The 21,452-nt window shown below is 66.8% G+C and carries 26 protein-coding genes and 1 pseudogene; 4 read left to right on the plus strand and 23 right to left on the minus strand.

Features of this window, described 5'->3' with window-relative positions; genetic code table 11:
- Window positions 1–2: 2 nt before the first annotated feature.
- From VET27_RS03235 to secY, 7 genes are all read right to left on the minus strand, one after another.
- Window positions 3–668: a DUF8713 domain-containing protein gene (locus tag VET27_RS03235; RefSeq protein WP_526515071.1), complete on the minus strand. Its 666-nt coding sequence runs from the start codon at window positions 666–668 to the stop codon at window positions 3–5.
- Window positions 649–2,313 carry a thiamine pyrophosphate-binding protein gene (locus tag VET27_RS03240; RefSeq protein WP_526515073.1) on the minus strand — a complete coding sequence of 555 codons (1,665 nt, stop codon included), beginning with the start codon at window positions 2,311–2,313 and terminating at the stop codon, window positions 649–651. The genes VET27_RS03235 and VET27_RS03240 overlap by 20 nt, the downstream gene beginning before the upstream one ends.
- Window positions 2,314–2,384: 71 nt before the next feature.
- The gene (locus VET27_RS03245) at window positions 2,385–3,125 is read right to left on the minus strand and encodes an anti-sigma factor family protein (protein ID WP_526515075.1); all 741 of its coding nucleotides are present in this window, start codon (window positions 3,123–3,125) and stop codon (window positions 2,385–2,387) included.
- Window positions 3,122–3,637 carry an RNA polymerase sigma factor gene (locus tag VET27_RS03250; protein WP_526515077.1) on the minus strand — a complete coding sequence of 172 codons (516 nt, stop codon included), beginning with the start codon at window positions 3,635–3,637 and terminating at the stop codon, window positions 3,122–3,124. Before VET27_RS03250 ends, VET27_RS03245 begins: the two co-directional genes overlap by 4 nt.
- 121 nt (window positions 3,638–3,758) lie before the next feature.
- Window positions 3,759–4,556 (minus strand): type I methionyl aminopeptidase, encoded by a 798-nt coding sequence (gene map / locus VET27_RS03255; RefSeq protein WP_526515079.1) that lies wholly within the window; start codon window positions 4,554–4,556, stop codon window positions 3,759–3,761.
- A gap of 4 nt (window positions 4,557–4,560) precedes the next feature.
- Window positions 4,561–5,106, minus strand: coding sequence for an adenylate kinase (locus VET27_RS03260; protein ID WP_526515081.1), 546 nt, complete (start codon window positions 5,104–5,106; stop codon window positions 4,561–4,563).
- On the minus strand, window positions 5,103–6,428 hold the full coding sequence (secY, locus tag VET27_RS03265) for a preprotein translocase subunit SecY (RefSeq protein ID WP_526515083.1): 1,326 nt from the start codon (window positions 6,426–6,428) through the stop codon (window positions 5,103–5,105). The genes VET27_RS03260 and secY overlap by 4 nt, the downstream gene beginning before the upstream one ends.
- 291 nt (window positions 6,429–6,719) lie before the next feature.
- Between secY and VET27_RS03270 the strand changes: the two are divergent.
- From VET27_RS03270 to VET27_RS03280, 3 genes and pseudogenes are all read left to right on the plus strand, one after another.
- Window positions 6,720–7,394 (plus strand): annotated as a pseudogene (locus VET27_RS03270) (SAM-dependent methyltransferase); the annotation flags it as partial.
- A complete protein-coding gene (locus VET27_RS03275) occupies window positions 7,391–8,302 on the plus strand; it encodes a class I SAM-dependent methyltransferase (RefSeq protein WP_526515085.1) in 912 nt (303 codons plus the stop codon). The pseudogene VET27_RS03270 and the gene VET27_RS03275, both read left to right, overlap by 4 nt.
- Before the next feature lie 12 nt (window positions 8,303–8,314).
- The gene (locus VET27_RS03280; protein WP_526515087.1) at window positions 8,315–9,217 is read left to right on the plus strand and encodes a class I SAM-dependent methyltransferase; all 903 of its coding nucleotides are present in this window, start codon (window positions 8,315–8,317) and stop codon (window positions 9,215–9,217) included.
- Between the two features lie 7 nt (window positions 9,218–9,224).
- On the opposite strand, the gene VET27_RS03285 is transcribed toward VET27_RS03280, so the two are convergent.
- The 16 genes from VET27_RS03285 to VET27_RS03360 all read right to left on the minus strand — a co-directional run bounded on the left by VET27_RS03285 (window position 9,225) and on the right by VET27_RS03360 (window position 21,232).
- Window positions 9,225–9,353 carry a response regulator transcription factor gene (locus tag VET27_RS03285; protein WP_526515089.1) on the minus strand — a complete coding sequence of 43 codons (129 nt, stop codon included), beginning with the start codon at window positions 9,351–9,353 and terminating at the stop codon, window positions 9,225–9,227.
- On the minus strand, window positions 9,328–10,734 hold the full coding sequence (locus tag VET27_RS03290; RefSeq protein WP_526515091.1) for an AAA family ATPase: 1,407 nt from the start codon (window positions 10,732–10,734) through the stop codon (window positions 9,328–9,330). The genes VET27_RS03285 and VET27_RS03290 overlap by 26 nt, the downstream gene beginning before the upstream one ends.
- Before the next feature lie 71 nt (window positions 10,735–10,805).
- Entirely contained in the window at window positions 10,806–12,578 is a 1,773-nt protein-coding gene (gene sppA / locus VET27_RS03295) for a signal peptide peptidase SppA (RefSeq protein ID WP_526515093.1), read from the minus strand.
- 129 nt (window positions 12,579–12,707) lie between these two features.
- A complete protein-coding gene (gene rplO / locus VET27_RS03300) occupies window positions 12,708–13,148 on the minus strand; it encodes a 50S ribosomal protein L15 (protein WP_526515095.1) in 441 nt (146 codons plus the stop codon).
- A 5-nt stretch (window positions 13,149–13,153) separates the two neighbouring features.
- Window positions 13,154–13,348, minus strand: coding sequence for a 50S ribosomal protein L30 (gene rpmD, locus VET27_RS03305; RefSeq protein WP_526515097.1), 195 nt, complete (start codon window positions 13,346–13,348; stop codon window positions 13,154–13,156).
- 3 nt (window positions 13,349–13,351) lie between these two features.
- On the minus strand, window positions 13,352–14,044 hold the full coding sequence (gene rpsE / locus VET27_RS03310; RefSeq protein ID WP_526515099.1) for a 30S ribosomal protein S5: 693 nt from the start codon (window positions 14,042–14,044) through the stop codon (window positions 13,352–13,354).
- Between the two features lie 28 nt (window positions 14,045–14,072).
- The gene (gene rplR / locus VET27_RS03315) at window positions 14,073–14,441 is read right to left on the minus strand and encodes a 50S ribosomal protein L18 (protein ID WP_526515153.1); all 369 of its coding nucleotides are present in this window, start codon (window positions 14,439–14,441) and stop codon (window positions 14,073–14,075) included.
- Window positions 14,442–14,489: 48 nt separating this feature from the next.
- Window positions 14,490–15,029, minus strand: coding sequence for a 50S ribosomal protein L6 (rplF, locus tag VET27_RS03320; RefSeq protein ID WP_526515101.1), 540 nt, complete (start codon window positions 15,027–15,029; stop codon window positions 14,490–14,492).
- Window positions 15,030–15,051: 22 nt separating this feature from the next.
- Entirely contained in the window at window positions 15,052–15,450 is a 399-nt protein-coding gene (gene rpsH / locus VET27_RS03325) for a 30S ribosomal protein S8 (RefSeq protein ID WP_140690905.1), read from the minus strand.
- 86 nt (window positions 15,451–15,536) lie between these two features.
- The gene (locus tag VET27_RS03330; RefSeq protein ID WP_079925896.1) at window positions 15,537–15,722 is read right to left on the minus strand and encodes a type Z 30S ribosomal protein S14; all 186 of its coding nucleotides are present in this window, start codon (window positions 15,720–15,722) and stop codon (window positions 15,537–15,539) included.
- A gap of 4 nt (window positions 15,723–15,726) precedes the next feature.
- The gene (gene rplE, locus VET27_RS03335) at window positions 15,727–16,299 is read right to left on the minus strand and encodes a 50S ribosomal protein L5 (protein WP_526515104.1); all 573 of its coding nucleotides are present in this window, start codon (window positions 16,297–16,299) and stop codon (window positions 15,727–15,729) included.
- Between the two features lie 2 nt (window positions 16,300–16,301).
- Window positions 16,302–16,619 (minus strand): 50S ribosomal protein L24, encoded by a 318-nt coding sequence (gene rplX, locus VET27_RS03340; RefSeq protein WP_526515106.1) that lies wholly within the window; start codon window positions 16,617–16,619, stop codon window positions 16,302–16,304.
- The gene (gene rplN, locus VET27_RS03345; RefSeq protein ID WP_056557578.1) at window positions 16,620–16,988 is read right to left on the minus strand and encodes a 50S ribosomal protein L14; all 369 of its coding nucleotides are present in this window, start codon (window positions 16,986–16,988) and stop codon (window positions 16,620–16,622) included.
- A 199-nt stretch (window positions 16,989–17,187) separates the two neighbouring features.
- A complete protein-coding gene (locus VET27_RS03350; RefSeq protein ID WP_526515108.1) occupies window positions 17,188–17,886 on the minus strand; it encodes a hypothetical protein in 699 nt (232 codons plus the stop codon).
- A gap of 45 nt (window positions 17,887–17,931) precedes the next feature.
- A complete protein-coding gene (locus VET27_RS03355; protein ID WP_526515110.1) occupies window positions 17,932–18,816 on the minus strand; it encodes a formylglycine-generating enzyme family protein in 885 nt (294 codons plus the stop codon).
- A gap of 34 nt (window positions 18,817–18,850) precedes the next feature.
- On the minus strand, window positions 18,851–21,232 hold the full coding sequence (locus VET27_RS03360; RefSeq protein ID WP_526515112.1) for an arylsulfatase: 2,382 nt from the start codon (window positions 21,230–21,232) through the stop codon (window positions 18,851–18,853).
- Between the two features lie 57 nt (window positions 21,233–21,289).
- Between VET27_RS03360 and VET27_RS03365 the strand changes: the two genes are divergently transcribed.
- On the plus strand, window positions 21,290–21,436 hold the full coding sequence (locus tag VET27_RS03365; protein ID WP_526515114.1) for a hypothetical protein: 147 nt from the start codon (window positions 21,290–21,292) through the stop codon (window positions 21,434–21,436).
- Window positions 21,437–21,452 lie beyond the last annotated feature (16 nt).

A 21,452-nucleotide genomic window follows, 5' to 3' on the forward strand; every position in this document is an offset into this window, starting at 1 on the left:
GTTCATCTCATCCAGGCCGGACGCACCGGCAAGCCGTTCCGGTGGCGGTACTCGGCGATCGCCTTGAGGTTCTTCAGCTCCAGAAGGTGACCGGCACCGAACATGTCCCAGAAGTCGCCGACCCACACGGGGCGCGTCGGTGGCGACGTCTCGGGATATGGGTTGTGTTCGTAGAACGGGTGATGGCAGTTGGTCCACAGCACCACCGACCCCGGCTTGTCCAGCACGACGAGGGCGTCGACTACGCGCATCAGATACACCATCCACAGATGACTGCCCTGGTCCCAGGCGCAGTGGTAGTCCACCGTCATCGCGTCACGGTTGGCGATCGTGCGCGTGTAGATCTCGGTTTCCGAACCCAGCCGGTCGTAGGCCCGCCACAGCCCCGGCTCCTCGGTCGTGGTGAAGCCCCGCAGACTGTAGGTCCACTCCTCGAGACTTCGCGTGTCGGAGAGGTATTCGAAGAGTTCACGGGGAGGGCAGTCGACGTAGTCGTTGACCGTGCAGTACTCGCCGAAGACCTGATCGTGCGGGTAGACCGACCGCATCATCTCCATGATGAGCGGCATCGCCTTCTCTCGTGGCGCCGTTTCGATGCGGATGACGCCGTCGATGGGCTTGGACGAGCCGGCGTGGGTCGCGATATCGTCAAGTGCGGGCAGCGACATCGTGCTTCCTCTCCTGGTGATGTGAATGGTGTTCTACTGCAGCGAGAAAGGGTGCGAATGGCGGGATCTCGTCAGCAGAGCACTCGATGCTCACCACCGCAGGTCCGTCGTGGCCCATGGCGTAATCGAGGACGTCGGGTAGCGCCGTCGGGTCGATGACGTCGACCGACGGCAGCCCGGGGAACATGGCCGCCAGCCCTGCGCCCAGCCGGCTCCTGGTGAACCGGTTGTAGCTGTACCGGTCGTCGTAGAACAGCTGCTCCCTGGTGACGCACATGGCGTGGGCGTTGTTGTTGAACAGCAGCAGTGTCAACGGCAGCCCGTGCTGGATGGCCGTGTGCAGTTCCATGCCGTGCATGAAGAACGAGCCGTCACCGGCGATTACGACCGTGCGCCGCCGTCTCGCGAAGCACACGCCGACGGCCGCCCCGAAGCTGTAGCCCATGCCACCCATGCCCAGCGCGACGAGAAACCGCCCCGACGGCCGCGAGGGCAGGTGGTGAATGGCGGCCGCTCCGCTGTTGCCCGCGTCGACGACGACGTCGGCGTCCTTGGGCAGGGCCGCGTCGACGGCGATCATGGCGTCGCGGTAGCGGATGCCCGGACCGCGATGCGCGGGCGGGCGTAGTACGTTGTCCGGCAGTCGATCCGGCATCGTCCCGACCCGTCCGGACAACTCCACGGCGAGCTGTGCCAGGGACACGCGCAGGTCCTCGGAGTGTACGTGTGTGGTGTCGACGTAAGGCACGGCCGACCCGATCGACGCCACCGGCACCCTGTCCAGCGCGGCGTCCAAACCAGCGCGCGCGGTGACGGTCAGCCGGGTCCCGACGAGCAGGCACACCGCGCTGGCCGCCACCGCACGTTCGACTCCGGAATGGCCCATCACCCCGGTGACGAGCCGCGCCCCCGCAGACACGTCCTTCGCGTCCGGCACGGTGGCCACCACGGCGTTCAAGGCACGCACCAGGTCCCGGAGTTCGGCCCTCGCGTCGTCGCGTGCCACCTGTTCCCCGGCGATGATGACCACCGGCCCCGGTTCGCGCTGCAGAAGATCGAGGATCGCCCGTGGATGGTCGAAGCGCCTGGCCGGGCCGACGACGACGGCCGCCCGGGCTTCGATCAGGCTCTGCTGCAAGTCCTTTGGCAACACCAGGACCGCGGGGCCACCCGACAGCGCGGCGGCGACGGCTTCGGGAAGGGCCATCACCACGTCGGCAGCCACGAGCACGCGGCGGCAGTACACCGACACCGCGGAAAAGATCTCCTCGGCATTCGGCGAACCGTTGACACCGCTGGTGTCCTGGAAGCTACCGCGGCCGTCCATCGCCGAGGGTGGCTGACCGACGAGCGCGAGCACGGGAACGCGACTAGCGAAGGACTCCCCCAGCCCAGCAACCAGATTCAGCGCTCCACCGCCCGACGTCGCGGCCACCACGCCAAGCCCCGAAGTGGCCCGGCTGTATCCGTCGGCCATGCTGGCCGCCCCGAACTCGTGCTTGGCCAGCACCGCCGTGACGGCCCCGAGGTGCGCTGCGTCGTAGAGATCCTCGATGTTGGCGCCGCCCACGCCGAACAAGTGGGTGACGCCCTGCGCCGCGAGATGTTCGACGACGTAGTCGACCACCCGATGTTTGCCGACCATTGCTCACCTGCTTCCGCTACCTACCTAGAGACACGGCGGGCGTGGCGGGCGGGTTCACCGCGAGTGAGAATTCACAGTTGACGTTCGAGCAGGACCTGTCCGGAATCGACGGAAACCAGTTCCAAGGAGGCGATTTCGTCCTTCGGCATTGTAGTATTGCCGCTGGGCAGCGCAGTGGCGCCGGACAGCCCGAGCCACGTCGCGACCTGGGTTCGACTGCCGTCGCGGCCGACGACCACCATGCCGAGGTTGCTCGCCGTAGCGTCTCGACCGCCCGACCACTGGCCGTACGTGCACGCCATGTCAATGCGCGTGCCCCACGCGAAACTGCTCAGAGACACCGTGGCACTGAACGGGGTTGGCGCGACCTTGCTCATCTCCAACTGGGCGACGGGTTGTGTCGTCGTACCGCTCTGAAGTCCCACGATCTCGGGCCGGATCGCGACGACCAATCCGACCGCCAGAAGCGCGGCGGCCATCCCAACTGCGGCAGACGTCAGCCACCGCGACCGCCGCCTACGCCACCGCACCTTGTCCAGAACGGACGTCAGCACCTCGGCCCGCAACGGCGGGGGTTCGGTCTGTTCGCGCTCCAAACCCCGCACGTCCTCGGCGCTGAGGAGGCCCAGCAGTGCCGGCATCCCAATCAGATCGGCGACGGCGGCACGGCAACTGTCACACGTCGCGAGGTGGGCTTCGAATTCCCGGCGTTCGGTGCTCGAGAGCGAGCCGAGCACGTATGCCGCGTCCCACGTCGCGTAACGGTCGCCGTCCGCAAGTTCGAAACCATGGTGTCCACCGGACTGCGTCATCGTGTCACCCCTATTTCCTGCAAGCTCAGGCGCAACGCCCGCACCGCGTAGTGCAGCCGGGACTTCACGGTGCCCTCGGCGATCTGCAGATCCGCCGCAGTCTGCGCGACGCTCCACCCCTGGTAGTAAGCGCGAAGGATGACTGCGCGGTGGTCGTCGGACAGTTGGCTCAATGCGGTGCTGAGGAGCAGCTTGTCCAATGCGGTGTCCACTTCGTCCGGACCTGCCCGTTCCGCGATCGCCTCGACGTCGGCGGTGCTGGACTCGTGGCGGAACCTTGCACTCCGCCGCTCGTCGATGATCATGTTACGGGCCACGGTGAACAGCCACCCCCGCGCCGACCGTTCGGCGTCATCGGTGACCTCTGGGTGGCGCCAGGCCCGAAGCAGCGTCTCCTGGACGACGTCCTCGGCGCGTGCATGGTCACCGGTGAGCCGCAGGGCGTAGCGCCACAATGCGGCGGCGTGCTCGTCGTAGAGCACGCGCATCATGGCGGCCTCCGGATCGTCCATGTGCAACCTCCGCCAGTTAACACGCAGCGGACGCCTGCAAGGTTCACATCGTCGAGATGCCGCTGGCGGCGAGAGCTACTCGCACGTTCTCGCCGCCAGCGCTATCTCAACGGCGAAAGCCCTACAGCGTCAGGATGCGGGGCCCGTCATCGGTCGCGGCGACGGTGTGTTCCCAATGCGCGGCGCGGGTGCCGTCGGCGGTGACGACGGTCCACTCGTCCTCGAGCACGATGGTCTTCGTGGTGCCCAGCGTCAGCATCGGTTCGATCGCGAGCACCGACCCGGGCACCAGGTGCGGTCCGCGGCCGGGCGATCCCTCGTTGGGCAGGAACGGATCCATGTGCATGCTTCTGCCGATGCCGTGTCCGCCGTAGCCCGCGACGATGCCGTACCTGCGGTCGTGTCGCACCTCGGCAGCGTGGGTCTCGACCTCGATGGCGTGGGACACATCGGTGAGCCTGTTGCCCGGCACCATGGCGGCGATGCCCGCCTCCATGGCGGATCGGGTGGCCTCGGACAGCGCCTCGTCGGCTCCGATGAGCGAGCCGACGCCGAAGGTGACCGCGGAGTCCCCGTGCCAGTCGTCGAGGATCGCGCCGCAGTCGATGGACACCAGATCGCCGGCGGCCAGCACCTCGTCCGCCGAGGGGATGCCGTGCACCACGCGGTCGTTGACCGACGAGCAGATGCTTGCGGGAAACCCGTGATACCCCAGGAACGAGGGAATCCCACCGCCGTCGCGGATGACCGCTTCTGCGACGGCGTCGAGATCGAGCGTCGACACCCCCGGTTGGGCCGCATGGCGCACGGCCCGCAGCGCCGCAGCCACCAGGGCCCCGGCCGCAGCCATGGCGTCCAGTTCACCCGCGCTGCGCTGGGTGACGACCTTGCGGCCGCGAAGGCCGGGCAGTCCGATCATGGGACTACTTGCCGAGAGCGCGCAACGCGCGGGCGAACACCTCGTCGAGGGAACCGACGGCGTCGACCGTCTTCAGCTCGTCGGAGTAGTACTCCAGGAGCGGAGCGGTCTCGTCGCGGTAGACCTTCATGCGGTTGAGGACGACGTCCTCGGTGTCGTCGGCGCGGCCGCGGCTCTTGAGGCGGTCGAGCAGCTCGTCCTCGGAGACCCGGAACTCCAGCACCGCGTCGAGCTTCAGGTCGCGTGCGGCGAGCATCTCGCGCAGCGCTTCGGCCTGTTCCACCGACCGCGGGAAGCCGTCGAGGATGAATCCCCCGGCGACGTCCTCGTCGTTGAGCCTGTCGTCGACCAGGGCATTGGTCAGCGTGGCGGGCACCAGGTCCCCGGCGTCGAGGTACTTCTTGGCCTCCAGGCCCAGCTTGGTTCCGTTGCTGATGTTGTGCCGAAACAGGTCGCCCGTGGAGATCTGCGGAATGCCCAGCTTCTCGGACAGCTTCTCCGCCTGCGTGCCCTTGCCCGCGCCCGGCGGCCCCAGCAGAACCATTCTCACTTGAGGAACCCTTCGTAGTTGCGCTGCATGAGCTGGCTCTCGATCTGCTTCACCGTGTCCAGACCGACGCCGACCATGATCAGTACCGCGGTGCCACCGAACGGCAGGTTCTGCACGCTGCCGGTGTTGCCGATCTCGAGGAAGAGGTTCGGCAGAACGGCGATCACACCCAGGTAGATCGAGCCTGGCAGGGTGATGCGACTCAGAACGTATCGCAGGTAGTCGGCAGTTGGCTTGCCGGGACGAATGCCGGGGATGAAGCCGCCGAACTTCTTCATCTCGTCAGCGCGCTCGTCGGGGTTGAACGTGATCGACACGTAGAAGTACGTGAAGAAGACGATCAGGCCGAAGTAGAACGCGATGTACACCGGGCTGGCCGGGTTGGTCAGGTAGTCCGCGACGAACTTGTCCCACCACCCGGTGCCCGCATTGGCGCTGCCGCTCGAGATCAACTGGGTGATCAGATGCGGTATGTAGATCAACGACGAGGCGAAGATGACGGGGATGACGCCGGCCTGGTTGACCTTTAGCGGCAGATAGGTCGACGTGCCGCCGTACATGCGCCGCCCGACCATCCGCTTGGCGTACTGCACCGGGATGCGGCGCTGGCCCTGCTCGACGAAGACCACGCCGACGATGATGATCAGCGCGGCGATGCAGACCATGGTGAAGACGGTCGGTCCGCGGCCGTCGAGGATCATCTTGCCCTCGGACGGGATGCGGGCGGCGATGCCGGCGAAGATCAGCAGCGACATGCCGTTGCCGATGCCGCGCTCGGTGACGAGCTCGCCCATCCACATCACCAGCGACGCGCCCGCGGTCAGCACCAGCACGATGACGACCAGGGTGAAGATCGAGGAGTTGGAGATGATGTCGAGGGTGCAGCCCTGCAGCAGCCCGCCGTTGGCGGCCAGCGCCACGATCGAGGTGCCCTGCAGCAGCGCCAGCGCCACCGCCAGGTAGCGCGTGTACTGCGTCATCTTGGCCTGGCCGGACTGGCCTTCCTTGCGCAGCTGCTCGAAGCGCGGGATCACCACGGTGAGTAGCTGCACGATGATGCTGGCAGTGATGTAGGGCATCACGCCCACCGCGAACACCGACAGCTGCAGCAGTGCGCCGCCGGAGAAGAGGTTGATCAGCGAGTAGATCTGCGCGGAGTCCCCGCCCTGGACCTGCTCGATGCACTTCTGCACGTTGGGGTAGTTGACGCCGGGGGACGGCAGCGTGGCACCGACCCGATAGAGGATGACGATGCCCAGCGTGAAGAGAATCTTCCGTCGGAGGTCGGCCGTCCGCAACGACGAAATGAAAGCCGAAAGCACTCTTCCTCCTGCGCAGCCGGGTTCGTGTCGCGGCGTGCCGATGGGGCTGGTCCGACCAGCGCGTTGTGGGTAAGTCCTGAGCGATCCGTCCGCCGGCGCACAGTCATGCCTGAAGCCAGCGCAATCGCGCGTTGGAACAGTCTATGAGGGTAACAGTTGCCGCCGGTCGGACCCTCACCCGATCGGCGCGATGGCGGCCCGATTGGCGCATCAGGAACAAAGCGTACAGTCGCGAACGGCTCGTTATATCAGCTAACTAACGTGTGGAGGTGCCGGATGACGCGGCAGGAGCGCACCCGGTTCTTCGACGACTTCTTCCTCGACGCCACCCGGGCCGGCGTGCAGCAGGCGGTCATCCTGGCCTCCGGTCTGGATTCACGGGCCTACCGCTTGCCATGGCCGCCAGGCACCGTGGTCTTCGAGATCGACCAGCCTCAGGTCATCGGACCGAAGACGGCGGCGATGACGGCGATCGGCGCGACCCCCACCGCCGAACGCCGCGCCGTCGCCGTCGACCTTCGCCACGATTGGCCGGGGGCCCTGCGGAAGGCGGGTTTCGACCCCGGCGCACCGACTGCGTGGAGTGCCGAGGGTCTGCTGGTCTATCTGCCGCCGGAGGCTCAGGACCGGCTGTTCGACGACATCACCGAGCTCAGCGTCGCGGGAAGTCGGATCGCGACCGAGTACCACCCCGACGGCGGGGCGTTCCTCGGCGACCGAGCCGCTGCGGTCACCGACCACTGGCGCGACCATGGTTTCGACGTCGATCTTCCCGACCTGTTCTACGGCGGCGAGCGCACGCCCGTCGTGGACTACTTGAGCGCGAAGGGCTGGCACACCTCAGCCCGCTCCCGCCCCGACGTGTTCGCCGCATACGGCCGCGACTTCCCCGACGCCGAAGCACTCGAGCCACTGCGCAATTCGCTATCCGTCATCGCCACCCTCGACGAAGGAGACACACCGTGACGCGCACCGACTTCAGACACGAGGGAGACAGCTGGGACCTGGCCTCCAGCGTGGGCCTGACCGCCACGGCGGTCGCCGCCTCCCGCGCGACGGCCTCCAAGGGTCCCGACGCCCTCCTCTACGACACGTGGGCGAAACCGCTGGTCCGCTCCGTCGGGATCGACACCTTCGTCAAGCTCGTCGACGGCGAGCTCGATGCGGCCGACGATCCCCTGTTGAACCGCCAGGCGATGAACGAACAGATCGCCGTGCGGACCCGCTATTTCGACGACTTCTTCACCGCGGCAACCGCTTCCGGCATCCGACAGGCCGTGATCCTGGCCTCCGGGCTCGACACCAGGGCCTACCGGTTGCCGTGGCCGGCCGGGACCGTCGTCTACGAGATCGACCAACCGGAGGTCATCGCATTCAAGACGCGCACGCTGGCCGACCTCGGGGCCCAGCGCACCGCGGAGCGCCGCACCGTCGCGATCGACCTGCGCGACGACTGGCCGGCGGCCCTCCGGGAGTCGGGTTTCGACCCCGATGCACCGACGGTGTGGAGCGCCGAGGGCCTGCTCGTCTACCTGCCGCCGGAGGCACAGGACCGGCTCTTCGACCACATCACCGACCTTTCGCCGCCGGGCAGCCAGGTGGCGACCGAACACACGGACATGCGCGGACTGCCTGCCGATTGGGCGGACAAGCTCACCGAACGGACGAAGGGGATGGGCTCCGGCATCAATCTGGCCGAGCTGTTCTACACGGGTGAGCGCCACGGCGCCGCCGACTATCTCGCGTCACACGGCTGGCAGAATGACGTTCGCACGACCGCAGACGCCTACGCCGCCAACGGTTTCGAATTGCCCGACGACGAGCTCGCGGCGTTCGGCGGCGATGCCGGATACCTGGCAGCAACACGGAAGTAGAGGAGGGATCACATGGCAAGAACCGAAGGCGACACCTGGGATTTGGGCTCGAGCGTGGGAGCGACGGCCACGATGGTGGCGGCGCAGCGCGCGCTGGGCCACCGCGAGAAACTCATCGACGACCCCTACGCCGAACCACTGGTGCGAGCCGTCGGCGTCGGCCTGTTCACCCGGATGCTCGACGGCGAACTCGACTTCGCCGACGTGGACCCGGCGTTCACGGCTCGCCGGTCCGCTGAGGGCATGGCGATCCGCACCCGATTCTTCGATCAGATGTTCCTCGACGGTGCGGCCGCCGGGGTGCGGCAGGCCGTGATCCTCGCCGCAGGTCTCGACGCGCGCGGCTATCGACTCCCGTGGCCGGACGGCACGGTCGTCTACGAGGTGGACCAGCCAGAGGTCATCGAGTTCAAGACGACGACACTGGACGGAATCGGTGCGGCACCGAAGGCGACGCATCGCACCGTTGCAATCGATCTGCGCGAAGATTGGCCGAAAGCGTTGAAGGACAACGGCTTCGATCCGACGCAGCCGACGGCGTGGAGCGCGGAGGGCCTGTTGATCTATCTGCCCTCCGAAGCCCAGGACAGGCTGTTCGATGCCATCACCGCCCTCTCGGCACCGGGCAGCCGGCTGGCCACCGAGCACGTTCCCGACCTGAACGCATTCACCGACGAGCGCTCGCAGCGCATGTCGGAGCGACTGAAGCAACTTGGATCCGACATCGAGATGGCCGACCTCGTGTACCAGGGCGAACGCAGCAACGTGGTCGACTACCTGGCTGCCCGAGGCTGGGAAGTGTCGGTGTTGCCGATGCGGGAAGCATACGCGGCCAACGGATTCGAGTTCCCCGATGACGAGATGTCGGCGATCTTCGCGGACCTGAGATACGTCAGTGCGGTGCTGAAGGGCTGAGCCGGCATCACGGCGCCAGGCTGGTGAGGAGCTGGACCCTGGACCGAATGCCGAGCTTGCGATAGGCGCTGCTCAGGCTGGTCTCCACCGTCTTCACCGCGATGAAGAGTTCAGCGGCGATCTCCCGATTGGACAACCCTGCCGCCGCTCGCTCTGCCACCCGTCGCTCGGCGGGTGTCAGGGCGGACGCCCCGGCGGGCGCGGCTCGCATGCGATCGAGATCGGCGCGCGCCCTGGCTGCCCACAGCGGCGTACCGAGCTCCTCGAATGCCGAGCGCGCCTCGGCGAGCGTCTCCGTTGCTGCCTGCTTCTGCTTCCTGCGTCGCAGAATCTGCCCGAGCACCAGTTGAGTACGAGCCTTCTCGAACGGCATCGGCAACCGGTCGTGCTCGGCCCGCATGCCGGAGGACCCGTTCGGCGGAGACTAGATCGCCGCCCGCCGCCAGCATCATCGCCCGGCATCTCGCGCCCACCGCCAACATCCACGGCCGGTTCAGCCTGGCGCCGTTGGCCTCCAACGCCGCGGTCATGGGCTCGGCCTCCCCCGCGCGCCCCAGGGTCACGAGCGACTCGACGGCTTCGGGAATGAACATCGCAGAGATGATCTCGGTACCCGTCGGTGCGCTCGGAAACTTCGCGATCAATGCGTCGAGAACTCGGAGCGCCTCCGCGTGGCGCCCCAGCGATGCCTCCAAGAAAGCCAGCATCATCGTCGTGACCTCGGCGGTCCGGCGGGCACCGCACCGTGCCGCCAAGACCACTGCGCGCGTGGACGTCTGACGGGCCACCGGCTCATCACCCGTGTACGCAGCGACGCCGGTCTGCACGGTCAAAGCGCCCAGAATCGAGTTGACGCCGCCACCTCCGGTGCATCCGAGCGTCATGGTGGGCCGTGGAAGCGCGCGACCCAGACGGTCCGAGAGCAACGCGTGCAGCACGCCAGGCGACAACGGGCCCAGCCCTACCGATGCCACCCCGTCCAGCCGCGACATCCGCAGCCACGACGAGGCGTCCGAGCCGCGGCCCTCGGTGCGTTCGGTGCAGAGCACCGCCACCCGTCCCTTGAACCGACGAGCGGCGAAGGCGATCACCGTCCGGCTCGAGGAGTCAAGCCACTGCACGTCGTCGATGGCCAACAACACCGGTTGTTCGACCGCCAACGCCTCCACGATCGCGGTGAACGCCGCCGCGGCCGTCCTCTGGTCGGTCATCGGACCGTCGCCCGCCGCGCTCAGCAACACCCGATCGATCGCGATCCGCTGGAACGTCGGCAAGGCGTCCAGTACAGCCGAGTCTCCACCGTCCAACAAGCCGTCGACGAGGTCCGCGACCGCGGCGTAGGCAAGCACCGACTCCGCCTCGGCCGCGCGGGCCGACGAGACCCGAAACCCTTCGCGGCGCGCATGATCCACTACGTCCAACCACACCGTCGTCTTGCCGATCCCGGCTTCACCCGTGATCGCCAGACCCGCGGGCCCGTCGACTGCGCGTCTCAGAACGTCGGCAACTGCTCGCAACTCAGCACTGCGCCCTACCGTCGCGCTCCCCACGACCTCATCACGACAGCAAACTCAACGGGAGGCCAGGTTCAGAAGCGATGATCTCCTAGCCACAGCGCATTGACCCCGGTCAACGATCGCTCGGCCTGCGTGAGCAGTGCCGCCGCAGATCGACCGACGAGCGCGCCGAAGGCATCCGGCAACGACGCCGCAGCGGGCTGCGAGGAAGGCTTGGGGCGCAGGACGTCCAGCAGAGAAGACCCGGGCAGTCCGACGAGTTTGACCTCGGCGTCGGCATCGAACCCGGCAAGCACCTTGGCGCGATCGATCGCGGTGCGCAGGCCTCCGAGTTCGTCGACGAGGCCGCGATCCTTGGCATCGGCCCCGGTCCAGACCCGCCCACGGGCCACGGCGTCGACGGCGTCGGGCGTCATGCCGCGGCCATCGGCGACCCGTTGCACGAAGTCGGTGTAAAAGAGGTCGGCCTCGGCCTCGACGTGTGCGTGCTGCTCGTCGGTGAACGGGGCGTTGACCGACCACGCGTCGGCGTTCCGATTGGTGCGCACCGAATCCGAGCCGATACCGAGACGCACCTTGAGGTCGCGCGCCACCAGCTTGCCGGTCACGACGCCGATCGATCCGGTGAGCGTGCCCGCGTTGGCGACGATCGCGTCCGCAGCCATCGAGACGTAGTAGCCGCCGGAGGCTGCGACTGCGCCCATCGACGCGACGATCGGCTTGCCCGCCTCGCGGAGCCGAACCACTTCGCGCCAGATGGTCTCCGATCCGGTGACCGACCCGCCGGGACTGTCGACCCGCAGGACGATGGCCGAGACGTCGTCGTCGGCTCCCGCCTCGCGCAGTGCAGCGGCAATCGTGTCGCCGCCCGCGCTGGAGGTTCCCAGCGGTGACAGTTGACGCCCGCCGCGTCCGCTGACGATGGGCCCGGCCAGTGTCACGACGGCAATGGTCGGCTTGGACTTGCGGCCGGGCAGTGATGGGGCGGGACCGAAGGTGGCGGTGCGGGCGTAGCGCGACAGGTACAAGCGCGGCGGGGCGTCGGCGTCGTCGGGTGAAACATCCGTTGCGCCCGTCAGTTCGGCGATGCGGGCATACGCCTCGTCGCGGAATCCGATGCGGTCGACGAGGCGACCGGTCACCGCGTCGTCGCGCAGCAACGGTGCCTTGTCGGCGAGCGCGTCGATGTCGGCCGGCTCGAGGTGGCGTGATTCCGCGACGGCGGCCAGCACCTGCTCGTGCAGGCTTTCGATGAGCCGCCCGTCGGCCTCGCGATGCGCGTCGGTGTAGTTCTCCTGCGTGAAGAGGTTCGCCGCCGACTTGTATTCACCGCGTGCGACGAACTGGGCCTGGACGCCTGCCTTCTCCAGCGCATCGCGCAGGAAGAGCGCATTGGTCGCGAAACCGACCAGTCCGACCGTGCCCGACGGCTGCATCCACACTTCACGGAACGCCGACGCCAGGTAGTACGACATCGTGCCGGGATAGGTTTCAGCCCACGCCAGTGAGGGTTTGGCGTCGCTGAACTCGACGATCGCCTCGCGAAGTTCCTGCACCGGACCCGCCGAGGCAGCGGGTACCTGCACGCGGGCGATCAGGCCGGCGACGCGCTCGTCCTTGGCCGCGCGACGGATGGCGGCGACCGCCTCCCGCAGCAACAGTGGCTTGCCGTTGCCGGTGAGCATCGCCAACGGATCGAAACCACTGGTCTCCTGAGGCACCGACTGCAGGTCGAGCTCCAGCACGCAACCGCTGGGCACGCCGTGGTGCCGCGCCGTGTCGACCTTGCGCACGATCGCGCGCAGCTCGTCGGTACCCGGGACATCGGTGAGGAAGCTGAACATACTTCCGAGACTACCTACGTCGCGCCCCGACCCCGGGCGCGAGCAGTCCGCAAGCGGCTCCAGCAAGAGGCCCCGCCACGCCGAGCGTGCGGGGCCCCTTGCTGGAGCCGCTTGCGGACTGTTCGCGGGTTACAGCTCGGTCACCGAACCGCCGGCGGCGCTGATCTTCTCGCGCGCGCTGCCACTGAACTTGTGGGCGGTCAGGTCGACCTTGACGGTCAGCTTGCCCTCGCCGAGAACCTTCACCAGGGTGTTCTTGCGAACCGCGCCCGCGGCGACCAACTCGTCGACACCGACCGTGCCGCCCTTGGGGAAGAGCCGGTTGATGTCGCCGACGTTGACGACCTCGTACTCGGTGCGGAACCGGTTCTTGAAGCCCTTGAGCTTCGGCAGCCGCATGTGGATCGGCATCTGCCCACCCTCGAACGTCACGGGAACGTTCTTGCGGGCCTTGGTGCCCTTGGTACCGCGGCCTGCGGTCTTGCCCTTCGAACCGTCACCGCGACCGACACGGGTCTTCGCGGTCTTCGACCCGGGCGCCGGGCGAAGGTCGTGCAGTTTGATGGTCATCTTCTTCAGGCCTCCTCAACCGTTACGAGGTGGTTGACCACGGCGAGCAGGCCGCGCGTCTGCGGGCTGTCCTCACGGACGACCGACTGGCGGATCTTCCGCAGTCCGAGCGTCCGCAGGCTCTCGCGCTGATTCCAGCGCACGCCGACGGTGCCGCGCACCTGGGTGATCTTGAGCTGCGTTGATTCGTTCTTGGCCATGATTTAAGCCGATCCTTCACGCGCTGCCGCGGCGGCCAGCGCTTCGCTCTCACGTCGCGCCTTGAGCATGCTCGACGGTGCGACGTCCTCGATCGAAAGTCCGCGACGAGCGGCCACTTCCTCCGGACGCTGGATCATCTTCAGCGCGGCAACCGTGGCGTGAACCACGTTGATCGCGTTGTCGCTGCCCAGCGACTTGGCCAGGATGTCGTGCACGCCAGCGCATTCCAGCACCGCGCGGCACGCGCCACCGGCGATGACGCCGGTACCCGCGCTGGCGGGACGCAGCATGACCACACCCGCTGCTGCCTCACCCTGGACGGGGTGGACGATGGTGCCGCCGATCAGCGGCACGCGGAAGAAGCTCTTGCGGGCTTCCTCGACGCCCTTGGCGATCGCGGCGGGAACTTCCTTGGCCTTGCCGTAGCCGACGCCGACCATGCCGTTGCCGTCGCCGACGATGACCAGCGCGGTGAAGCTGAAGCGCCGACCGCCCTTGACCACCTTGGACACGCGGTTGATGGCAACGACGCGTTCGAGGAAGTTGCTCTTCTCTCCGCCGTCGCGGCCACCACGGCCACCGCGGTCGTCGCGACGACCACGACCGTCGCGGTCACCACCGCCGCCGCCACCGCGTGGGGGCCGGCTGCCGGTGGAGCCGGCCGCTCCGGTTCCTGCTGCTGGCTGATCAGCCATCATGCAGTCCTTCCGTTTTGAGTCTTCATCAGAATTTCAGTCCGCTCTCGCGGGCGGCATCGGCCAGGGCGGCGATGCGGCCACCGTAGGTGTAGCCGCCGCGGTCGAACACCACGGTGTCGACGCCGGCGGCCTTGGCACGCTCCGCGATCAGCTGTCCGACCCGAACGCTATGGGCCTTCTTGTCGCCGTCGACCGCGCGCACGTCGGCTTCGATGGAGGACGCCGCCGCCAGCGTGGTGCCGGTCTGGTCGTCCACCAACTGCACGTGGATGTGGCGCGAGGAGCGGTTTACCATCAGGCGCGGGCGCTCCGGGGTGCCCGCGACCTTCTTGCGCAGCCGGGAGTGGCGACGCAGCCGGGAAATCCGACGGGTCTCGGAGACGCTCTGCCCCACCGGCTTCCGCTTGACGGTCGCCACATCTGTCTTCGTGTTGGCCATGGTCTACTTACCTGTCTTTCCGACCTTGCGGCGGATCTGCTCGCCTTCGTAGCGAACGCCCTTGCCCTTGTACGGGTCCGGGCGACGCAGGCGGCGGATGTTCGCCGAGATCTGGCCGACTTGCTGCTTGTCGATGCCGGTGATCGAGAACTTGGTGGGCGTCTCCACCGCGAAGGCGATGCCCTCGGGCGCTTCGATGACCACGGGGTGGCTGTACCCGAGCGCGAACTCGAGGGTCTGGCCCTTGAGCACCACGCGGTAGCCGACGCCGAAGATCTCCATCTTCGTGGTGTAACCCTCGGTGACACCGGTGACCAGGTTGGCCACCAACGTCCGTGACAGACCGTGCAGCGAACGGCTGCGACGCTCGTCGTCGGGTCGATTGACCACGATGGCGCCGTCGTCATCACGGTCGACCGTGATCGGCTCGGCGACGTCCAGGGCCAGGGTGCCCTTGGGCCCCTTGACGGACACGTTCTGTCCGTCGATCGTCACGTCGACCCCGGATGGGACCGGGACCGGCTGCTTTCCAATGCGCGACATGTCTATATCTCCAAAGTCCCGGCTACCACACGTACGCGAGGACTTCGCCGCCCACGCCTTGTCGTGCTGCTTGACGGTCGGTGAGCAGACCCGAGGACGTGGAGATGATCGCCACGCCCAGGCCACCGAGAACGCGGGGCAAGTTGGTTGACTTCGCGTACACGCGCAGACCGGGCTTGGAGACCCGCTTCAAGCCCGCAATGCTGCGTTCGCGACTGGGTCCGTACTTGAGTTGCACCACGAGCGCCTTGCCGACCCGAGCATCCTCGGTGCGGAAGTCGGTGATGTAGCCCTGCTCCTTGAGGATCTCGGCGATGTGCACCTTGATCTTCGAGTGAGGCAGGGTCACCTCGTCGTGGTACGCCGAATTGGCGTTGCGCAGACGTGTCAAGAAGTCTGCGATCGGGTCCGTCATGGTCATGACAGCCAGCTCACCTTCCTCGCGGCGGTTCCCGTTCTCTGGGCCTGCCGCGCGCTTTCTCTAAGTTGGTTGATTAGGTTGGGCTGTTACCAGCTGGACTTCTGGACACCGGGCAGTTCGCCGGCATGTGCCATCTCCCGCAGACAGATTCGGCACAGGCCGAACTTGCGGTACACGGCATGCGGACGTCCACACTTGTTGCAACGCGTGTAGCCGCGAACCTTGAACTTCGGCTTCTTGTTGGCCTTGTTGACCAGCGCCTTCTTTGCCATCTGCTCAGTTCTCCTTGAACGGGAAGCCCAGCGCACGCAGGAGCGCCCGGCCTTCGTCGTCGTTGGTCGCCGACGTGACGACGGTGATGTCCATGCCGCGGGGGCGGTCGATGCTGTCCACGTCGATCTCGTGGAACACCGACTGCTCGGTCAGCCCGAAGGTGTAGTTGCCGCTGCCGTCGAACTGCTTGGGCGACAAGCCGCGGAAGTCGCGGATACGCGGGAGGCTGATCGAGACCAGCCGGTCGAGGAACTCCCACATGCGGTCGCCGCGCAGTGTCACGCGGGCGCCGATCGGCATGCCCTCGCGAAGCTTGAACTGGGCGATCGACTTGCGCGCCTTGCGGATCTCGGGCTTCTGGCCGGTGATCAGCTGGAGGTCGTTGACGGCGCCGTTGATCAGCTTGGCGTCGCGGGCGGCGTCGCCGACACCCATGTTGACGATGACCTTGACCACGCCGGGAATCTGCATGACGTTGTCGTAGCTGAACTGTTCGTTCAGCGCGCCCTTGATCTCGTCGCGGTAGCGCTGCTTGAGGCGGGGGAGAGTCTTCTCCGTGGTTTCTGCAGTCGTCATCTCTAGATGTCCTTGCCGTTCTTCTTCGACACGCGGACCTTCTTGCCGGTCTCTTCGTCGAAGCGGTAGCCGATGCGGGTCGGGTTGCCGTCCGAGTCGACGACCATCACGTTGGAGACGTGGATGGGCGCCTCCTGCGTGACGATGCCGCCCGAGGATGCACCACGCTCGTTACGCGAGATGGCGGTGTGCTTCTTGATGCGGTTGACGCCCTCGACGAGGACCTTCTCGCGGGTCGGGTAGGCCTGGAGGACCTTGCCCTTGGCACCCTTGTCCTTGCCCGAGATGACGAGGACGGTGTCACCCTTGTGCACCTTCATTTACAGCACCTCCGGGGCCAGCGAGACGATCTTCATGAAGCGCTTCTCGCGAAGCTCACGACCGACGGGCCCGAAGATGCGGGTGCCGCGCGGGTCGTTGTCGGGCTTGATGATGACGGCGGCGTTCTCGTCGAACTTGATGTAGCTGCCGTCGGCGCGACGGCGCTCCTTCACGGTGCGCACGATGACGGCCTTGACGACCTCGCCCTTCTTGACGTTGCCACCGGGGATGGCGTCCTTGACGGTCGCCACGATGACATCGCCGATGCCGGCGTAACGCCTACCCGAGCCGCCGAGCACGCGGATGCACAAGATCTCCTTGGCGCCCGTGTTGTCGGCGATCTTGAGCCGCGATTCCTGCTGAATCACTAGATCTCCTCGATTTGTTTGCACGGCAAGCAGTACCAAGCTGTTCGACGTACGCGGTCTTCGTCACCGAAGGGCACGCAGGGCTTCCGCTGTGAAACTCAGCGGCCACCGAGGTCTGCCCGAGGCAACCCCTACATACTAGGTGAGCACGGGCAATGCACCAAATCACCGCAGGACGTCTGCCTGCTCGGCGCGTTTCTCAGGGGATGGTAACGGTGAAGTCCGCCGTCAACACCGACGTCGCGGCTTCGAAGGCCGGCGACCCCTGCGGCGTCGCGACGTGGATGACCACCAGGTAGTCCTTCGTATTGGTCCAGACGTGGGCGATGCGGTCCTCGTAGGTCTGCTTGCCTTCCGCGCCGCCCGACAGGACGCCCATCAGCCTCTGCCCGCTGAATCCGCAGTTCTCGGCGGGCAGCACGCTGACGCTGCTGATCGGTGCTCGTGCCGTGACGTCGTCGGCGTACTTCTCGAAGGCCGCCGCCGGGTCGAGGGCGGTCTCGGTGATGTCGACGGTGCCAGACATGCCGTCCGGTCCGGTGAGTGACAGCCCCGCAGGGGCGGGGGCGGCGGTCCACCCGTCGGGCAGCGAGACGACGATCCTGGGTGCGGAGGCGTCACCGATCTGCGCCGTGGCCGGCGTGCCAGGCGCCGAGGCTGGAAGGCACACCAGGGCGTTCGGTGGGATCTTCGCACGCAGGGTCGGCGTCACGCCCATCGTCGGGAACTCGGGGGGCGGCACGCTCGTCGCGGTGGAGGTCGACGTGGAGGTGGCCGGGGAGGCCGTCGCGGAGACGTCGTCGGTCGGGCTGGCGATCGGACGACCGACACTCGTCTCGGCGCAACCGCTGATCAGACCGACGGCGATGGCCGCCGTCACCAGCCCGGAGAGTCTCATCGCCACAGTATGGGCTGCTGACGCGGGCCACCACGGGGCTTCTGCTCAGGCGTCTGTGACGCAGCGAAACCCGATGTGCGTGGTGGCGCTGTCCTGCGACTGTGACGATCGCGCACTCGGACGGTAGCGATGGCAGTACTGGGGCGCGCAAAGGTGCGATCCGCCCTTCAGCGTCTGGTTCACGCTCGGGTCCGGTTCGCGGGACGGCGTACAGCAGCCCTTCGACGAGCCGGCATCGGTGTGGTGGTGCAGGGAGTACCGCGTCGACGTCCATTCCCACACGTTGCCGATCATGTCGCGCAGTCCGAACGCGTTCGGCGGGAACGCCCCGACCGGCGACGTGCCCACCCATCCCCTCGCACCTTCGTTGCGATACGGGAAGCGGCCCTGCCACGTGTTCGCCATCAGATCGCCGTGTGGTGTCGCCTCTTCACCCCACGCGTACGTCGTCGACGCACCGCCCTGCGCCGCATACTCCCACTCGGCTTCGGTCGGCAAGCGGCGGCCAGCCCATTGCGCGTACGCCGCGGCATCGACGTAGGAAACCTGGACGACGGGATGGTCGAGACGGTCGTCGATGGTGCTCCCTGGACCGAACGGCTGTCGCCACGAGGCATCCGGCGCCCAGTCCCACCATTGCCGCCAGTCCCGCAAGTCGACGGGTCCCCGCGTCGGCCGGAAGATCAGCGCGCCGGGCACGAGGTCGGCCGCCGCGACTCCCGGGTAGAGCGCCGGGTCCAGGGGCCGCTCGGCGACCGTGACGTACCCGGTGTCCTCGACGAAGCGGGAGTATTGCGCGTTCGTCACGGGATGGCGTTCGACGGCGAAGGCGGACACGGTTGCCGTGTGGACGGGGGACTCCTCCGGATAGAAGGCCGTCGACCCCATCCGGAAGGTTCCGCCCGGCAGCCCGACCAGCTCCGTCAGCATGATCATCAGGGTAGGCCGTTCGTCCAAATGGGGGTCAGTCCTTCGAGAAGGCCTGAGCCATTTCCCGTTCGACGTCTAGGTACGGCGCACCCGAGACGTCGACGACGACCTTGGCGATGGTGCCGCCGGTGAAGGCGAACGGCGTCTCGTAACTGCCCGAGATCGCCTGTCCGGTGTTGCGGCCCACGGCGATTCCGCCACCGGCCAACCCGAACGTGCCGGGATGGGATCGCACCCCGGCCGTGGTGGCGACCGTCTGCCCGTCGACGAACAGCGAGACGTCCCCGAGCGGTGTGTGGCTACCCTCCACCGTGCCCGACCTGTCGTAGCGGACGCCGAAGACGTGGCTACCCAGAGGAATCGGTTCGGGCGCGGACACCTTCTGTTCGTCCTCGCCCATGAAGTTGTAGATGTAGTTGAGGTGGGCGTCCTGGACGTACAGGACGTGACCACCGTGACCCGCACCCTGTTTGAAGAGCACGCCTTCTGCACCGGCGGTATCGACGGTGACCTGGGCCAGCACCGAGAAGGACTGGCCTCGGATCTCGACGGCGGCGCCGAGGCCGACCTCCGCGGCGCCCGGGTAGTAGGTGAAGGTCTTGCGATCCTCGGAGAGATAGGGCCGCCAACGGGTCAGGGTCTCCAGCAGGTTGAGGTCCGCCAACGGAAGTCCGTTGTACTTGGCCGCTTCGTCGAACCACAACGCCTTGAGTTCCTCGAGTTTCTCGGGATGTGCGGCAGCGAGGTCGTGGCACTGGCTGCGGTCGGCGTCGATGTGGAACAGCTCCCAGCGGTCGTCGCCGAAGTGCGACCAGCCAGCAGGACTGGCGGCGTGGACGGTGTTGGCGAACCAGCCGTCGTGCCAGATGCCCCTGGTGCCGAGCATCGTGTAGAACTGCGTCTTCTTGCCCGTGTCGGCACTTGAATCCAGTAGCGCCACCTTGAAGCTCGCGCCGTCGAGCGGTTTCTGCGCGATGCCACCAACCTCGTCGGGCGGGCTGATTCCCAGCAGATCGTAGATCGTCGGCGTGACGTCGCAGACGTTGACGTAGTTGTCGCGAACCTCGCCGTGCGCGTCGAGTCCCTTGGGCCAGGAGATGATTGCGGTGTCGGCGATGCCGCCTTCGTGCGAGGCGTAGCGCTTGAACAACTTGTACGGCGTGTTGAACGCCATCGCCCACCCGATCGGGTAGTGGTTGTAGGTCTCGGGGCCACCGAGGTGATCGTAGAACCGCATGCTCTCTTCGACGGTGTCGATGTACCCGTTGAAGAACTTGACCTCGTTGACCGATCCATTCGGACCGCCCTCACCGCTAGCGCCGTTGTCGGAGATGACCACGATGATGGTGTTGTCCAGCTGTCCCGACTCGTCGAGGTAGTCGAGGATCCGTCCGATCTGTGCGTCCGTGTAGGACAGGAAGCCGGCGAAGACTTCGGCCATCCGGCTGAACAACCGCTTCTCTTCGTCGTTCAACGTGTCCCACGGGCGGACGGTGTCCTGGTAGGGCCACGCCTCCCCGTTGGGGCCCGTGACGTCGAGATACGGGTTTATGGGCGACAATTCGGTGTCTTGCGGCACGATGCCGAGCCGCTTCTGATTCTCGAGGACGATCTCGCGATATGCCTCGTACCCCATGTCGAAGCGGCCGGCGTACTTGTCGGCCCAATCCTTGAAGACGTGGTGCGGCGCATGGCCAGCGCCGGGGCACAGGTAGTTGAACCACGGCTTGTCGGGTGCGATCACCTTGGCGTCGCGGATGAACTCGATGGTCTTGTCGGCCAGGTCCTTCGACAGGTGATAGCCGTCCTCGGGAGTGGCGGGAGGAGCGACGGGGTGGTTGTCGTAGACCAACTCCGGATACCACTGGTCGGTCTCGCCGCCCATGAATCCGTAGAACCGCTCGAAGCCGCGACTGAGCGGCCAATGTCGTTTGGTGGCAGCGAGATTGGACTCCTCGAGCGGCGTAAGGTGCCACTTCCCGACGCAGTACGTGTTGTAGCCGCGTTCGGCGAGCACCTCCGACAGCAGCGCGGTGTCGTCGGGGATGCGGCCGTTGCAGTTCGGGAAACCATCGGTGAACTCCTCGATGGTGGCCATTCCGACGGTGGTGGCGTTGCGCCCGGTGAGCAGTGAGGCCCGGGTCGGCGAGCACAGCGCCGTGGTGTGGAACTGCGAGAGGCGAACTCCGCGTTCGGCGATGCGACTCATCGCGGGCATCTCGACGAGGCCGCCGAAGCAGTCCCACGTCGCGATGCCGGTGTCGTCCCAGACGAGATACAGGACGTTGGGCGCATCCTTCGGCGCCGTCGGCGCCGCATAGGGGCCCCAGTCCGCCTCGGAGTCGCGGATGTCGAGTTCGATCTTGCCGTTGAATTCGCGCATTCGTCCCGTCGCTTCGCTCGCCCCGGTCGTCATCTCGCCGACCGCCCGGAGATTACACCCGAAACGTAGCCGGAGGCTGAGAAGTTGACGATGGCGACATTTCATCTCCCCGAGGTGGGCACCGATCCGCTGGCCGAATTCCACACCGGCCTAGAACAATTGCTGGACTGCGTCGAGGTGAAAGGTCGAATGGCAGCCGAACAGGGCCTATCGGACGTTGCCCTCGGCGGATCGTGACGGGTGCCTCGCCCTA

Origin of the sequence: Mycobacterium sp. (assembly GCF_035633495.1) — a bacterium.
GTDB lineage: Bacteria > Actinomycetota > Actinomycetes > Mycobacteriales > Mycobacteriaceae > Mycobacterium.

Coding starts and splice junctions, on each gene's coding strand:
- VET27_RS03235 (WP_526515071.1), bottom strand. CDS start 668: ATGTCGCTGCCCGCACTTGACGATATCGCGACCCACGCCGGCTCGTCC.
- VET27_RS03240 (WP_526515073.1), bottom strand. CDS start 2,313: ATGGTCGGCAAACATCGGGTGGTCGACTACGTCGTCGAACATCTCGCG.
- VET27_RS03245 (WP_526515075.1), bottom strand. CDS start 3,125: ATGACGCAGTCCGGTGGACACCATGGTTTCGAACTTGCGGACGGCGAC.
- VET27_RS03250 (WP_526515077.1), bottom strand. CDS start 3,637: ATGGACGATCCGGAGGCCGCCATGATGCGCGTGCTCTACGACGAGCAC.
- map (WP_526515079.1), bottom strand. CDS start 4,556: ATGATCGGACTGCCCGGCCTTCGCGGCCGCAAGGTCGTCACCCAGCGC.
- VET27_RS03280 (WP_526515087.1), top strand. CDS start 8,315: ATGGCAAGAACCGAAGGCGACACCTGGGATTTGGGCTCGAGCGTGGGA.
- sppA (WP_526515093.1), bottom strand. CDS start 12,578: ATGTTCAGCTTCCTCACCGATGTCCCGGGTACCGACGAGCTGCGCGCG.
- rplO (WP_526515095.1), bottom strand. CDS start 13,148: ATGACCATCAAACTGCACGACCTTCGCCCGGCGCCCGGGTCGAAGACC.
- rpmD (WP_526515097.1), bottom strand. CDS start 13,348: ATGGCCAAGAACGAATCAACGCAGCTCAAGATCACCCAGGTGCGCGGC.
- rpsE (WP_526515099.1), bottom strand. CDS start 14,044: ATGGCTGATCAGCCAGCAGCAGGAACCGGAGCGGCCGGCTCCACCGGC.
- rplF (WP_526515101.1), bottom strand. CDS start 15,029: ATGTCGCGCATTGGAAAGCAGCCGGTCCCGGTCCCATCCGGGGTCGAC.
- rpsH (WP_140690905.1), bottom strand. CDS start 15,450: ATGACCATGACGGACCCGATCGCAGACTTCTTGACACGTCTGCGCAAC.
- VET27_RS03330 (WP_079925896.1), bottom strand. CDS start 15,722: ATGGCAAAGAAGGCGCTGGTCAACAAGGCCAACAAGAAGCCGAAGTTC.
- rplE (WP_526515104.1), bottom strand. CDS start 16,299: ATGACGACTGCAGAAACCACGGAGAAGACTCTCCCCCGCCTCAAGCAG.
- rplX (WP_526515106.1), bottom strand. CDS start 16,619: ATGAAGGTGCACAAGGGTGACACCGTCCTCGTCATCTCGGGCAAGGAC.
- VET27_RS03350 (WP_526515108.1), bottom strand. CDS start 17,886: ATGAGACTCTCCGGGCTGGTGACGGCGGCCATCGCCGTCGGTCTGATC.
- VET27_RS03355 (WP_526515110.1), bottom strand. CDS start 18,816: ATGCTGACGGAGCTGGTCGGGCTGCCGGGCGGAACCTTCCGGATGGGG.
- VET27_RS03360 (WP_526515112.1), bottom strand. CDS start 21,232: ATGACGACCGGGGCGAGCGAAGCGACGGGACGAATGCGCGAATTCAAC.
- VET27_RS03365 (WP_526515114.1), top strand. CDS start 21,290: ATGGCGACATTTCATCTCCCCGAGGTGGGCACCGATCCGCTGGCCGAA.